This window comes from Pseudoxanthomonas japonensis, assembly GCF_043632995.1.
Classification (GTDB): Bacteria; Pseudomonadota; Gammaproteobacteria; order Xanthomonadales; family Xanthomonadaceae; genus Pseudoxanthomonas_A; species Pseudoxanthomonas_A japonensis.
Window position 1 is genome coordinate 1,101,224 of the sequence record NZ_CP171632.1, and the last position, 12,732, is coordinate 1,113,955.

At 65.3% G+C, this 12,732-nt stretch carries 14 protein-coding genes; 10 read left to right on the forward strand and 4 right to left on the reverse strand.

Going from position 1 to position 12,732, the window contains the following annotated elements:
• Nucleotides 1-3: 3 nt before the first annotated feature.
• From ACGHX3_RS04985 to ACGHX3_RS05000, 4 genes are all read left to right on the forward strand, one after another.
• Entirely contained in the window at nt 4-1,263 is a 1,260-nt protein-coding gene (locus ACGHX3_RS04985; protein WP_162339300.1) for a cytochrome bc complex cytochrome b subunit, read from the forward strand.
• Nucleotides 1,256-2,002, forward strand: a complete 747-nt coding sequence (locus ACGHX3_RS04990) for a cytochrome c1 (protein ID WP_162339301.1) — start codon at nt 1,256-1,258, stop codon at nt 2,000-2,002. The genes ACGHX3_RS04985 and ACGHX3_RS04990 overlap by 8 nt, the downstream gene beginning before the upstream one ends.
• Before the next feature lie 181 nt (nt 2,003-2,183).
• Nucleotides 2,184-2,819 (forward strand): glutathione S-transferase N-terminal domain-containing protein, encoded by a 636-nt coding sequence (locus ACGHX3_RS04995; RefSeq protein WP_162339302.1) that lies wholly within the window; start codon nt 2,184-2,186, stop codon nt 2,817-2,819.
• Nucleotides 2,820-2,883: 64 nt separating this feature from the next.
• Entirely contained in the window at nt 2,884-3,342 is a 459-nt protein-coding gene (locus ACGHX3_RS05000) for a ClpXP protease specificity-enhancing factor (protein WP_394696614.1), read from the forward strand.
• Nucleotides 3,343-3,388: 46 nt separating this feature from the next.
• Here the strand turns inward: ACGHX3_RS05000 and ACGHX3_RS05005 are convergent, their stop codons facing one another.
• From ACGHX3_RS05005 to ACGHX3_RS05015, 3 genes are read right to left on the reverse strand one after another with little or no spacing between them, the layout of a single operon-like run.
• Nucleotides 3,389-3,724, reverse strand: a complete 336-nt coding sequence (locus ACGHX3_RS05005; RefSeq protein WP_394696615.1) for a DUF3301 domain-containing protein — start codon at nt 3,722-3,724, stop codon at nt 3,389-3,391.
• Between the two features lie 7 nt (nt 3,725-3,731).
• Nucleotides 3,732-4,598, reverse strand: a complete 867-nt coding sequence (gene nadC / locus ACGHX3_RS05010; protein WP_394696616.1) for a carboxylating nicotinate-nucleotide diphosphorylase — start codon at nt 4,596-4,598, stop codon at nt 3,732-3,734.
• Nucleotides 4,595-4,864 (reverse strand): Trm112 family protein, encoded by a 270-nt coding sequence (locus ACGHX3_RS05015; RefSeq protein ID WP_213600839.1) that lies wholly within the window; start codon nt 4,862-4,864, stop codon nt 4,595-4,597. Before ACGHX3_RS05015 ends, nadC begins: the two co-directional genes overlap by 4 nt.
• A 63-nt stretch (nt 4,865-4,927) precedes the next feature.
• Here ACGHX3_RS05015 and purE point away from each other — a divergent pair, with 63 nt between their 5' ends.
• Nucleotides 4,928-5,437 (forward strand): 5-(carboxyamino)imidazole ribonucleotide mutase, encoded by a 510-nt coding sequence (purE, locus tag ACGHX3_RS05020; RefSeq protein WP_213600838.1) that lies wholly within the window; start codon nt 4,928-4,930, stop codon nt 5,435-5,437.
• Entirely contained in the window at nt 5,434-6,576 is a 1,143-nt protein-coding gene (locus tag ACGHX3_RS05025; RefSeq protein ID WP_394696617.1) for a 5-(carboxyamino)imidazole ribonucleotide synthase, read from the forward strand. The genes purE and ACGHX3_RS05025 overlap by 4 nt, the downstream gene beginning before the upstream one ends.
• Nucleotides 6,577-6,652: 76 nt before the next feature.
• On the opposite strand, the gene sodB is transcribed toward ACGHX3_RS05025, so the two are convergent.
• Nucleotides 6,653-7,231, reverse strand: coding sequence for a superoxide dismutase [Fe] (sodB, locus tag ACGHX3_RS05030; RefSeq protein WP_162339309.1), 579 nt, complete (start codon nt 7,229-7,231; stop codon nt 6,653-6,655).
• A gap of 159 nt (nt 7,232-7,390) precedes the next feature.
• Here sodB and grxD point away from each other — a divergent pair, with 159 nt between their 5' ends.
• From grxD to ACGHX3_RS05050, 4 genes are all read left to right on the forward strand, one after another.
• Nucleotides 7,391-7,711, forward strand: a complete 321-nt coding sequence (grxD, locus tag ACGHX3_RS05035) for a Grx4 family monothiol glutaredoxin (protein WP_394696618.1) — start codon at nt 7,391-7,393, stop codon at nt 7,709-7,711.
• Complete coding sequence (locus ACGHX3_RS05040; protein WP_213600836.1) at nt 7,708-8,454, forward strand: SDR family NAD(P)-dependent oxidoreductase; 747 nt, start codon at nt 7,708-7,710, stop codon at nt 8,452-8,454. The genes grxD and ACGHX3_RS05040 overlap by 4 nt, the downstream gene beginning before the upstream one ends.
• Nucleotides 8,451-9,053, forward strand: coding sequence for a YhgN family NAAT transporter (locus ACGHX3_RS05045; protein WP_394696619.1), 603 nt, complete (start codon nt 8,451-8,453; stop codon nt 9,051-9,053). The genes ACGHX3_RS05040 and ACGHX3_RS05045 overlap by 4 nt, the downstream gene beginning before the upstream one ends.
• 262 nt (nt 9,054-9,315) lie before the next feature.
• Nucleotides 9,316-12,627 carry a TonB-dependent receptor gene (locus ACGHX3_RS05050; protein ID WP_213600834.1) on the forward strand — a complete coding sequence of 1,104 codons (3,312 nt, stop codon included), beginning with the start codon at nt 9,316-9,318 and terminating at the stop codon, nt 12,625-12,627.
• Nucleotides 12,628-12,732: the final 105 nt, after the last annotated feature.

Here is a 12,732-nt window from a genome sequence, read left to right on the forward strand (position 1 = left end):
GCCATGGCGAACATCGTTACCCGTACCGCCGAAGGCGTGATGGACTGGTTCAACGCGCGCGCGCCGGGCTTCATGCCCGTTTACCGCAAGCACATGAGCGAGTACTACGCGCCCAAGAACTTCAACATCTGGTACATCTTCGGCGTGCTGTCGATCGTGGTGCTGGTCAACCAGATCCTGACCGGCATCTTCCTGACGATGCACTTCAAGCCGAGCGCGGCGGAAGCCTTCGCCTCGGTCGAATACATCATGCGCGACGTGGAGTGGGGCTGGCTGATCCGCTACATGCACAGCACCGGCGCCTCGCTGTTCTTCATCGTCGTCTACATCCACATGTTCCGCGGCCTGATGTACGGCTCGTACCAGAAGCCGCGCGAGCTGGTGTGGATCCTCGGCATGCTGATCTACCTGGTGCTGATGGCCGAAGCCTTCCTGGGCTACGTGCTGCCGTGGGGCCAGATGTCGTTCTGGGGCGCCAAGGTCATCATCTCGCTGTTCGGCGCCATTCCGGTGATCGGCAACGGCCTGACCGAGTGGATCATGGGCGACTACCTGCCCAGCGACGCCACGCTCAACCGCTTCTTCGCCCTGCACGTCATCGCGCTGCCGCTGGTGCTGCTGCTGCTGGTGGTGCTGCACATCTTCGCGCTGCACGAAGTCGGCTCGAACAACCCCGACGGCGTCGAGATCAAGAAGGGTCCGAAGGGCAATCGCTGGTCGCCGACCGCGCCGGCGGACGGCGTGCCGTTCCATCCGTACTACACGGTCAAGGACGGGTTCTACGTCGGTTGCTTCCTGATCGTCGCCGCCTTCATCGTGTTCTTCGCGCCGGCCATGGGCGGCTGGTTCCTGGAGCACGACAACTTCTCCGAAGCCAACCGTCTGGTCACGCCGGAGCACATCAAGCCGGTGTGGTACTACACGCCGTACTACGCGATGTTGCGCGTGGTGCCCAACAAGCTGGGCGGCGTGCTGGTGATGTTCGGCGCCATCGCGATCCTGTTCCTGGTGCCCTGGCTGGACCGCGCGAAGGTGAAGTCCTACCGCTACCGCGGCGTGCTGTCCAAGCTGCTGCTGGGCGTGTTCGCGATCTGCTTCGTCTGGCTGGGCAAGATCGGCGCCGGCCCGGGTACGGATCCGGTGGAAACGATCGTCGGCCGCTTCCTGACCGCGTTCTACTTCCTGTTCTTCCTGACCATGCCGATCTGGACCAAGATCGACAAGACCAAGCCAGTGCCCGAGCGGGTGACGACGCATGACTAAGACTTTCGCCTCTCGCCTAGCTGTCTTCGCCAGCGGGTTGCTGATTTCGTTCTCCGCGTTCGCTGCCGGCGGCGGCGCCACCCTGCAGGCCGGCAACGACCTGGGCGACCGCGCGTCGCTGCAGCGTGGTGCGCAGCTGTACATGAACTATTGCGCCGGCTGCCACTCGCTGAAGTACATGCGTTATTCGCGCATGGCCGACGACCTGGGCCTGACCGAAGACGAGGTGATGAAGAACCTCAACTTCACCGGTGCCAAGTTCGGCGAGCAGATCCAGGTCTCGATGCCGCACGATCCGGCCACCAAGTGGTTCGGCAAGATGCCGCCCGACCTGAGCGTCATCTCGCGCGTGCGTGGCAGCGACTGGGTCTACACCTACCTCAAGTCGTTCTACCTGGACGAATCGCGTCCGCTGGGCTGGAACAACAAGCTGTTCCCCAACGCCTCCATGCCCAACCCGCTGTGGGAGCTGCAGGGCCTGCAGCATGCCGAGTTCGGTGCTCCCGACCCGGCCACCGGCGAACGCCACGTCGAAAGCCTGAAGGTCACGCAGCCCGGCCGGCAGGAGGCGCGGGAGTTCGACCAGACGGCGCGCGACATCACCAACTTCCTGGAGTATGTCGGCGAGCCGGCGGCCCTGAAGCGCCAGAGCATCGGCGTGTGGGTCATCCTGTTCCTGTCGGCGCTGACGTTCCTGGCCTACCTGCTGAAGCAGGAGTACTGGAAGGACGTCCACTAAGCGGCGCCGTATCCGACGCCACGGCGCAGGCCCGGCGGCCTGCACCGGCATGGGGAAGAGCCGGGTGGGATTGCTTGGCTTTTTCCGGCGGGGATTGCACACTCAGGGACCGTGGCGACCGTCGGCAAGGGGCTGGCGGCGTCAGTGCGATCGGCGGATTCCGATCGTCGGAGAGCCGTGAATGGCTGCGAGTCCACGTATGCGCAATACACTGACGTTGTTTTCCTCCACCGATGACGTGCTCTGCCACCGCGTGCGGCTGGTGCTCGCCGCGAAGGGCGTGAGCTACGACCTGGTGCCGGTGGATCCGCAGAATCCGCCCGAAGACCTCATCGACCTCAATCCGTACCACTCGGTGCCCACGCTGGTGGAGCGCGATCTCGTGCTTTACGCGGCGTCGGTGGTCAGCGAATACCTGGACGAGCGCTACCCGCATCCGCCGTTGATGCCGGTCGATCCGCTGTCGCGCGCCCGTCTGCGCCTGGCCATGCTGCGCATCGAGCACGACTGGGTACCGCAGGTACAGGCGATCCAGTTGGGCAACAAGCAGCAGGCCGAAGCCGGCCGCAAGCGCCTGAAGGAACTGCTGACCGCCTCGGTGCCGCTGTTCAAGGCGAGCAAGTTCTTCCTCAATCCCGAAATGAGCCTGGCCGACTGCGCGATGGCGCCGATCATCTGGCGCCTGCCGTCGCTCGACGTGCCGCTGCCCAAGGACGGCAAGGCGATCGAGGATTACGGTAACCGCATCTTCCGGCACCCCGGTTTCCTGCGCAGCCTCACGGATGCGGAGAAGAAGCTGCGCGAGATCCCGGTCTGACCGACCGCCGTGCAAGACCAGGCCGTGCGCGGTTCCGTATCGCGATCGGCCGCCGAGAAGTGAAATGACCGACGCCTCTTCCCGCATGACCAGCCACCGTCCGTACCTGCTGCGGGCGCTGAACGAGTGGATCGCCGACAACGGCATGACCCCGCACCTGCTGGTGGACGCGATGATGGCGGGCGTGCAGGTGCCGGCAAGCGCGGTCAAGGAAGGCAAGGTGGTGCTGAACATCGCCGAGCGCGCGGTCGTGCGGCTGATGATTGACAACGATGCGGTCAGCTTCACGGCGCGCTTCGGCGGCGTCAGCCATGCGGTCCATGTGCCGATCAGTGCCGTGCTGGCGATCTATTCGCGCGAGACCGGGCAGGGGATGGCGCTGCCGGACGACGTGCCGCACGACACCGATGCCGCGGGCGATGACGACGATGTGGTGACGTCCCAGGACGCGCCGCCCGACGACGATACGCCGCCCCCTGGCGGCGGAGGCAAGCGTCCTCCGTTCCTGCGCGTGGTGAAGTAACCCGGTTGCGACGTGTCGCCTGCCAAGCAGGCGGACCCGCGGCGGCTCAGTCCGGATTGATCGGCGTCACCGACGGGGCGACCGGTCCCACGAATGACACGAGCTTCCCCTTGCGCAGTACGAGTCGTCCGACATGGCGGTCGACACCATCGTACGAGTACTCGAAGCGGAAGCTGCGCTCGAAGCCCAGCCAGCCATCCTCGCCGCGGGACAGCCGCAGTCCGTTCGCGTGCACGCTCTGGTCCAGCCAGATGACGCCCGCAGCCTTGCAGGCGTTGCGGCCCAGCGTGCCCGCGCGTTCGGCGGCGGCACGTGCGGCGTTCCAGTACGCGAATGCCGCGCCACCAGCGATCAGCCACAGCAACGCACTCAAGGGCGACATGCGGACCTCATGGCGCGGGTCCGAGCTTCATCGACAGGTCGATGGCGCGGACATGCTTGGTCAGGCCGCCGATCGAGACGAAATCCACGCCGTCCTCCGCAACGCCGCGCAGCGTCGTCAGGTCCACGCTGCCGGAGACCTCGAGCGGGATACGGCCGTGGTACGGCGCCGCCTTCGCTCGGCGCACGGCCTCGCGACGCATATCGGCATCGAAGTCGTCGATCAGGATGCGCTCGCAACCTTCCGCCAGTGCATCGTCGAGCTGCGCGAGGGTTTCCACTTCCACGATCAACGGCAGCGAAGGTTGCACAGCCCGGGCGGCGCGGATGGCCGCCACCAGCGAGCCGGCGGCGCGCACGTGGTTCTCCTTCAGCATCACCGCGTCGTACAGGCCGATGCGGTGGTTCTGGCCGCCCCCGCAGCGGACGGCATACTTCTGCGCCAGCCGCAGGCCGGGCAGGGTCTTGCGCGTGTCCAGGATCGTGCAGCCGGTACCACGTACGGCATCGACGTAGATCGCCGTCACCGTGGCAGTGCCCGACAGGGTCTGCATGAAGTTCAGCGATGAACGCTCTGCGGTGACCAGCGCACGCGTGCGGCCGGCCAACGTCGCCAGTACGGTGCCGGCGGACACGCGCTCACCGTCCTGCACGCGCCAGTCGATCCGGACGCCGGGGTCGACGGCACGATGGCAGGCATCGAACCATGGGCGGCCGGCGACGACCGCGTCTTCCTTGCACAGCAGGTAGGCGATGTCGGTCGTGTCGGGCAACAGGGCGGCGGTGACGTCGCCAGCGCCGACATCCTCGGCCAGCGCACGTGCGACATCCGAGGCCACGACCTCCGTCGGCGGTGGCGTCGGGCGCTGGCTCATCGTGCCGGGAAGTCGGCGAGCTGCGCGGTGGCGATCGCTTCCTCGGCGAGCAGCACGGGGATGCCGTCCTCGACGCGGTAGACGGTCTTGCGGTCGTGCGTGACCAGCGCCTCGCGCAGCGCGTCGGTCTGCGCCGTGTCGTCCGCGCGTTTGACCTGCCCCTCGCCGATGGCCCGGTTCAGCGCTTCCAGCCCGCGCGCATCGAGCACGGCCAGCGGTTGGCGGGTGGTGGGACAGCAGAGGAGGTCGAGCAGTTTGCGGTCCATGTGGGGACTCGTTCAGCGGTTCGGTCAGGAGGGTAGAATACGTCTTTGCGACCGAGGACGGCCATGACCGCCAGCGTTTCCAGCCCCGTCGTGGGCATCGTGATGGGTTCCCGCTCCGACTGGGAGACCATGCAGCATGCCGCGCAGAAGCTCGATGCACTGGGCGTTCCCTACGAAGTGAAGGTCGTCTCCGCGCATCGCACGCCGGACGTGCTGTTCTCGTACGCGGACGAAGCGTCGTCGCGGGGATTGCGCGCGATCATTGCCGGCGCCGGTGGCGCGGCGCACCTGCCCGGCATGCTCGCCGCGAAGACGGCGGTGCCGGTGCTCGGCGTGCCGGTGCAGTCGAAGGCGCTCAACGGCATGGACTCGCTGCTGTCCATCGTGCAGATGCCGGCCGGCATCCCGGTGGCGACGTTCGCCATCGGCAATGCGGGCGCAGCCAACGCCGGCCTGTTCGCTGCCGCGCTGCTGGCGCCGGAGTATCCGGCGATCGGTGCTGCGCTCGATGCCTTCCGCACGCGCCAGACCGACGACGTGATGGCGCACGACGATCCGCGCCAGCCGCTATGACGACGGTCGGCATCCTGGGCGGCGGACAACTGGCCCGCATGCTCGCGCTCTCCGGCGCACCGCTCGGCTTGCGCTTCCTGGTGATGGACACCGCGCCGGATGCCTGCGCCGGCCAGTTCGCCCCGTTGCTGGTGGGCGACTACCGCGATGAGGCGGCGCTGGCCGAGTTCGCGTCGAAGGTCGACGTGGCCACGTTCGATTTCGAGAACGTACCGGCGGAGAGTGCCGAGTGGCTTTCCCGGCACGTTCCCGTGTTTCCGAACCCGGGCGCGCTGGCGGTAGCGCAGGACCGGCTGGTCGAAAAGACGCTGTTCCGCGACCTCGGCATCCCGGTCGGCGCGTTCGCCGACGTGGACAGTCTCGACGTGCTGCGTTCCGAAGTCGAACGGCTGGGAGGCGCCTGCATCCTCAAGACGCGCCGGCTGGGCTACGACGGCAAGGGCCAGTTCCGCATCAAGTCGCCGGCCGATGTCGATGCGGCCTGGGAGGCACTCGGTGCGCAGGCCGCGACCGTCGGCCTGATCGTCGAGGCCTTCATTCCGTTCGAGCGGGAACTGTCGGTCGTGGCTGTGCGCAGCCGCGATGGCGAGTTCCGCACGTGGCCGTTGACCGAGAACTGGCATGTCGACGGCGTGCTGTCGGCGAGCCTGGCACCGGCGCGCATCGAGGACGCGCTGGCGCGCGCGGCCGGCGACTACGCGCGCGGACTGGCCGAGGCGCTGGATTACGTGGGCGTGTTCGCGCTGGAACTGTTCCTTCGCGAAGGCCAGTGGCTGGCTAACGAGATGGCGCCGCGCGTGCACAACTCCGGCCACTGGACGATCGAGGGCGCGGAAACATCGCAGTTCCAGAACCACCTGCGTGCGGTGCTCGGCCTGCCGCTGGGCGATACGTCCGTGCGCGGCCACGCCTGCATGCTGAACTGGATCGGCGAGATGCCGGACGCGCGTGCCGTGCTGCAGGAGTCAGGCGGCCACTGGCACGACTACGGCAAGGAGCCGCGGACGGGCCGCAAGGTCGGCCATGCCACGTTGCGTACGAACGATGCGTCGTCGCTGGCCCGCGCACTCTCGCGGGTCGGTGCCAGGCTGGGGCGCGACACGCAGGTCGCGCCGGTCGTCGCGCGGCTGTCCGGATAGCCGGATCCTGCCTGCCTGTGCATAAGAAAACGGCCGGGTTTCCCCGGCCGTTCTCATGTGGATCCGTGTTCCGCGCTCAGCGCAGGTTGCCGGCCACGAAGTCCCAGTTCACCAGCGCCCAGAACGACTCCACGTACTTCGGGCGGGCGTTGCGGTAGTCGATGTAGTAGGCGTGTTCCCACACGTCGATGGTCAGCAGCGGCTTGTCTTCGCCGGTCAGCGGGGTGGCGGCGTTGGACGTGCTGACCAGGGCCAGCGAACCATCCGGACGCTGCACCAGCCAGCCCCAGCCGGAGCCGAAAGTGCCGATGGCGGTCTTGGTGAATTCTTCCTTGAACTTGGCGAAGTCGCCGAAGGCCTTGTTGATCAGCTCGCCCAGCTTGCCGGTCGGTTCACCGCCGCCATTGGGCTTCAGGCAGTTCCAGTAGAAGGTGTGGTTCCACACCTGGGCCGCGTTGTTGAACATGCCGCCCTGCGACTTGCGCACGATCTCTTCCAGCGACGCGTCGGCGAACTCGGTGCCCTCGATCAGCTTGTTGAGGTTGTCGACGTAGGTCTTGTGGTGCTTGCCGTAGTGGAAGTCGATGGTCTCGCCGGAGATGTGCGGCTCGAGTGCGGTGCGGTCGTAGGGCAGGGGGGGCAGTTCGATGGCCATGGCTCGGTTTCCTTGTGCTAGGCGGGTCAAGAGGGCGGGCCCGGCATCGGCGGAGCGATGCAAAGGCTTACACTATGCAATCCGTCGGCGCGGCCGGCGGAACGGACCGAAAGTGTACCCGACGGTGGTTGTCAAACCGTCAAGGAAGGAGAAATCAGCATGCCGGTGATGGAACGCATCCAGGCCGAAGTGGAAGGCCACCCGATCGTCCTTTTCATGAAGGGCACGCCGCATTTCCCCATGTGCGGTTTCTCCAGCCGGGCCGTGCAGGCGCTGCGCGAAGCGGGCGCCGAGCACCTGCACGTCATCAACGTGCTGGAAGAGCCCGAGATCCGCGCCAACCTGCCGCGCTTCTCCAACTGGCCGACGTTCCCGCAGCTTTTCATCAACGGCGAATTGATCGGCGGTTGCGACATCACCCTGGAGCTGCACGAATCCGGCGAGTTGCAGCGCATCGTCACCGAGGCGTTCGCACCGTGAGTCTGGTCGGGCTGCCGACGCGCGCGCCTCGCGCGCTGGACCAGCGCGTCGTGCTGGTCAGTGGCGCGCATGGCGGCCTGGGCAGTGCCGCGGCGGTCGCGTGTGCGGAAGCGGGCGCGACGGTCGTGCTGCTCGGCCGCAAGGTGCCGAAGTTGAACCGCGTCTACGACGCGGTGGCGCAGGTCGGCGCGGAGCCGCTGCTGTACCCGCTGGACCTGGAAGGTGCGACGCCGGACGACTACGCCGAACTCGCCGACCGCCTGCATGCCGAACTCGGCCGGCTGGACGGCGTGTTGCACTGCGCGGCGGAGTTCAAGGGACTGACGCCGCTGGAGCACACCGACCCCGCCGCGTTCGCGCGGGCCATGCACGTCAACCTCACCGCGCCGTGGTGGCTGTCGCAGGCCTGCCTGCCGCTGCTCAAGCAGTCGGACGACGCGGCACTGGTCTTCAGCGTCGACGACTTGGCGCGGGTTGGGCAGGCGTACTGGGGCGCCTACGGCGTGGCACAGCATGGGCTGGCCTCAATGGTCGGCATGCTGCATGCCGAACTGGCCACCAGCACGGTCCGCGTGTCCGCACTGCAGCCCGGGCCCATGCGCACCGGATTGCGCTCGCGCGCCTATGCCGACGACACCGATGCGCAGGCGCGCGATGCCGGCGCTTATGCCGGCGCCTGCGTCACCCTGCTGTCATCTGCCGGCGCCACGCACAGGGGGCAGATATGGAAGGTGCGGGCATGACCGTCCTGTCGGCGGCCCTGCTGCTGTTCCTCATCCTGGATCCGCTGGGCAACATCCCGGTGTTCCTCAGCGTGCTCAAGCCGCTGGCGCCACGCCGGCAGCGTATCGTGGTGGTGCGCGAGCTGTTGATCGCGCTGGTCGTGCTGATGCTGTTCCTGTGGGGCGGCAAGTACGCCCTGGAGCTGATGCACCTGCGCCAGGAATCGGTCGCCATCGCCGGCGGCATCGTGCTGTTCCTGATCGGCGTGCGGATGATCTTCCCGCGACCGGAGGGCCTGATGGGCGAGCTTCCCGGCGGGGAGCCTTTTATCGTCCCCTTGGCGATCCCGCTGGTGGCCGGTCCGTCCGGCATGGCGGCCGTCATGCTGATGGGCAGCAACGACCCGTCCCGGCTGGGCGACTGGAGCCTCGCCCTGCTGCTGGCTTGGGGCGCCACGGCGGTGATCCTGTTCTCGGCGACCGTCCTGTACAAGTGGCTGGGCCGACGCGTGCTGACGGCGATCGAGCGGCTAATGGGCATGCTTCTGGTCGCCATCTCCGTCCAAATGGTGCTGGATGGGATCGGTACATACCTCAAGCTGACCCCGCCCAATATCTGACCTCGCGCCGCGGCGCATAGCCGCATTCCGCAGCTCGGATGACCCTGGCCTGCCAGGTCCGGCTGTCATGCTGCACCGCGAAAGATTGTCATGTCGCGGTCACAAAATGGTCCTATCGTGTTAACCTGTTATTAACCTCCGCGGACACCGCGTGGGCCATGGGAACCCCTAGCACGCCCTTCCGAAACGACCTTCCGGGTCGCTTCCGCGCACGTCCGTCAGCCAGCTTCGCCACATCACTCCCGTACCTGAGGTTTATCCGATGAACCAATCCCGTCGTCTTCGCCTGTCCAAGCTCAGCCTTGGCCTCGTCGTCGCGCTCGCCGCCGCTCCCGCCTTCGCGCAGAGCACCTCGGCTGGCGTGGGCGGCCTGGTCACCGATGCTGGTGGCGCGCCCGTCCAAGGCGCCGAGGTCGTAATCACCCATGTCGAGTCCGGTACGGTCAGTCGCGCGACGTCCGATGCGAGCGGTCGCTACATCGCCCGAGGCTTGCGCGTCGGCGGTCCCTACACCATCACCGTCACCAAGGCGGGCACGGGTACTGATACCGAAGAGGGCATCTATCTCGATCTGAACAAAGTCGGTAGCGTCGATGCCCAGTTGTTCTCTGGCGACGCCACCACGCTCGACGCGGTTGCCGTGATCGGCTCTCGTGAGGCGCTGGCCATTTTCAATCCCGAGAACAAGGGTGTTGGTACTTCGATCAGCGGGCGCCAACTGGATCTGACGCCGTCGACCAACCGTTCGCTGGACGACGTCGCTCGCCTCGATCCCCGCATTGCCATCACCGATCCGGGCACGGGCCGCATTTCGGTGGCGGGCATGAACAACCGCTACAACAACATCACAGTGGACGGTCTGGGTCAGAACGACCCCTTCGGCCTGAACAGCAACGGCATGCCCTATACGGGTTCGCCGATCTCGACCGATACCATTGCGGCCTACGACATCAAAGTCAGCGATTATGACGTGGCCCAGGACAGCATCGGCGCCAACATCAATGCCGTCACCAAGTCGGGCACCAACGAGTTCCACGGTTCGGCCTACTACGTCTTCAAGAACGCCGACGACATGGTCGGCAAGCATCCGGTCACGAACCAGGATTACACCAAATTCGATAGGGATGTGACGAAGGGCTTCACCCTGGGTGGTCCTATCCTCAAGGACAAGCTGTTCTTCTTCGCTTCGTACGAGGAGCAGGACGTCACCGGCCTGGCCGGCGATGCGACCAGCTCGGCGAACATCGCAAGCGGCAAGATTTCCCAGGCCGATCTGGATGCCGTGATCGCGGCCGCCAGGGCGCAGGGCTTGGAGCCCGGAACCTATGAGGGCGGTTTGGGCGTCGAACTCAGCCTGAAGCGCTACCTGGGCAAGATCGACTGGAACATCAGTGATTACCACCGTGCCAGCCTGACCTATCAGCAGACCGAAGAAACGCTGCCGTCGCCGTACGACCAGGGCGGCAACTACGTTGTCTTCAGTACCCGTTGGTACACCAAGACCAGCACCACCAAGAACACCAGCCTGCAGTTGTTCAGCGATTGGAGCGACAACTTCAGCACGGAGTTCAAGGTCAGTCAGCAGAAGTTCGAACAGCTGGCCGGCAATGCATCCAACAATGGTCCGACGATCAACATCGGTACCATCGGTTCGACCACCAGCCAGAACTACAACAGCAGCCAGGGTGGTATCCGTTTCGGCGAAGACCGTAATCGCCACGAAAACGCCATCGACAGCAAGAAGACCACGGCCTCGCTGTTCGGCACCTTGTATGCCGGTGACCACGCGCTCAAGTTCGGCTTCGACTGGCTGAAGAACGAGGCGCTGAACCTGTATGGCCGCGACCTGCATGGCGTGTACAGCTACGATAGCGTCGCCGACTTCATCGCGGGCAATTACTACCGCTATGACGTCCGCCGTCCGGCCACCTACGATGCCGCCACCAACACCTTCACGGTGACGGACGACGAGCTCAGCACCGCCGCCACGGTGGGCATGAGCCAGCTCAGCCCGTTCATTCAGGATACCTGGCAGGTCAACGACAACCTCTCGCTGACCTACGGCGTCCGCGTCAATATCCCGAAGAGCGACGGCCGTCCGCCGGTGAAGCCGGGCTTCGAGGAAACCTTTGGTTTCCGCAACGACTACGAACTGGGTACCGACAACAAGGTCGTGATGCCGCGCGTTGCGTTTAACTACACCTTCGATACCCCGCGCTACTCGCAACTGCGCGGCGGCATCGGTCTGTTCCAGAGCGTTCCGCCGTACGTGTGGCTCGCTAACCCGTTCCAGAACAACGGCGTCAATGCGGTGGCCTTCTGTGCTTACAGGACGACGGCGACGGTGAGCGGCTGCGTCAATGACCGTATCACCCAGATCTACGATCCCAGTGCCGATCCGCACAACCAGCCGATCCCGGCCACCAGCGTGGCGGGTTCGACTTATCGCGCGCAGGTGGACGCGATCGATCCGGACTTCAAGATGCCGACCATGTGGAAGGCAAGCTTGGGCTATGACGCCGAACTGCCGTGGTGGGGCCTGATTGGTACAGCCGAAATCCAGCATTTCCGCGCCAAGGATGCGGCCTTCTACAAGGCGCTGAACATCGGTACCCCGAACGGCACGCTGCTGGACGGACGAGACAGCTACTGGGTCACCATGGGCGGTACGGCCAAGAACAATGGCCTGATCCCCGGCTATTCCAACCAGTCCACGTTGTTGACCAATACCGATCAGGGCAAGTCCACGGCCATCACTTTTGCCCTGAACAAGCCGATGAGCAATGGCTGGTACGGCAACGTCAGCGTGACCTGGACCGATGCCACCGAGGTGGGGTCGGACACGTCGTCGCAGGCGTGGTCCAGCTACCAGTTCGTATCGCGTCTGAATCCCAACGAGGAGATCGCAAGGACCGCTACCCAGCAGATCCGTACCCAGCTCAAGGCATCGCTCGGTTGGGAGCACGCGTTCTTCGGTGACTACAAGACAAGTATTTCCGCGTACTACAACGGACATACGGGCTTGCCTTACACGTGGCTGATCAACGGCGACCTGAATGGCGACGGCATCTTCCAGGATCCGGCCTACATTCCGCTGGTCAACGATCCGCGAGTGAGCTACGGCTCGGCCACCGCCGCGCAGATCGCCGCGTTCCATGCGTTCATCGACAGCGATCCTTACCTGTCGGCACGTCGCGGCAAGATTGCAGAACGCAATTCGGCCCGTACGCCCTGGGTGAACCAGCTGGACTTGGGCATCCAGCAGGAACTGCCCGGCTTCTTCAAGAAGCACCGCACGGTGCTGCGCCTGGACGTCTATAACTTCCTCAACATGCTGAACAAGGATTGGGGCATTACCGAGCAGGTTCCGGGCGGTTTCGATTCGCGCTACTTGGCCTCCATGGGCAATTCGGTGCGCGCCGACGGCGGCTACGTCTACAACCTGGGTACGCCCACGGCGACGGAACTGCTGCCGAATACGCAGAGGCTTTCCGTCTACGAGTCCAACTCGGTCTTCCAGAATCGTGTCGTTTCGATGTGGTCCGTGCTGATGACCCTGCGCTACGAGTTCTGATAGCGCGTGACGTAGTTGTTAGAAGGCAACACCAACGGCCGGGGCAACCCGGCCGTTTTCTTTTGGGCGGGCTCCTCTTGCCCCTATGACTGCGCTAAAGTCCCG

Bases quoted from the DNA above. Each gene is read 5' to 3' on its own strand.
- ACGHX3_RS05045 (WP_394696619.1), top strand. From the start codon at position 8,451: ATGACCGTCCTGTCGGCGGCCCTGCTGCTGTTCCTCATCCTGGATCCG.
- ACGHX3_RS05000 (WP_394696614.1), top strand. From the start codon at position 2,884: ATGACCGACGCCTCTTCCCGCATGACCAGCCACCGTCCGTACCTGCTG.
- purE (WP_213600838.1), top strand. From the start codon at position 4,928: ATGACCGCCAGCGTTTCCAGCCCCGTCGTGGGCATCGTGATGGGTTCC.
- nadC (WP_394696616.1), bottom strand. From the start codon at position 4,598: ATGAGCCAGCGCCCGACGCCACCGCCGACGGAGGTCGTGGCCTCGGAT.
- ACGHX3_RS05025 (WP_394696617.1), top strand. From the start codon at position 5,434: ATGACGACGGTCGGCATCCTGGGCGGCGGACAACTGGCCCGCATGCTC.
- ACGHX3_RS04990 (WP_162339301.1), top strand. From the start codon at position 1,256: ATGACTAAGACTTTCGCCTCTCGCCTAGCTGTCTTCGCCAGCGGGTTG.
- ACGHX3_RS05050 (WP_213600834.1), top strand. From the start codon at position 9,316: ATGAACCAATCCCGTCGTCTTCGCCTGTCCAAGCTCAGCCTTGGCCTC.
- ACGHX3_RS04995 (WP_162339302.1), top strand. From the start codon at position 2,184: ATGGCTGCGAGTCCACGTATGCGCAATACACTGACGTTGTTTTCCTCC.
- grxD (WP_394696618.1), top strand. From the start codon at position 7,391: ATGCCGGTGATGGAACGCATCCAGGCCGAAGTGGAAGGCCACCCGATC.
- ACGHX3_RS04985 (WP_162339300.1), top strand. From the start codon at position 4: ATGGCGAACATCGTTACCCGTACCGCCGAAGGCGTGATGGACTGGTTC.
- ACGHX3_RS05015 (WP_213600839.1), bottom strand. From the start codon at position 4,864: ATGGACCGCAAACTGCTCGACCTCCTCTGCTGTCCCACCACCCGCCAA.
- ACGHX3_RS05005 (WP_394696615.1), bottom strand. From the start codon at position 3,724: ATGTCGCCCTTGAGTGCGTTGCTGTGGCTGATCGCTGGTGGCGCGGCA.
- sodB (WP_162339309.1), bottom strand. From the start codon at position 7,231: ATGGCCATCGAACTGCCCCCCCTGCCCTACGACCGCACCGCACTCGAG.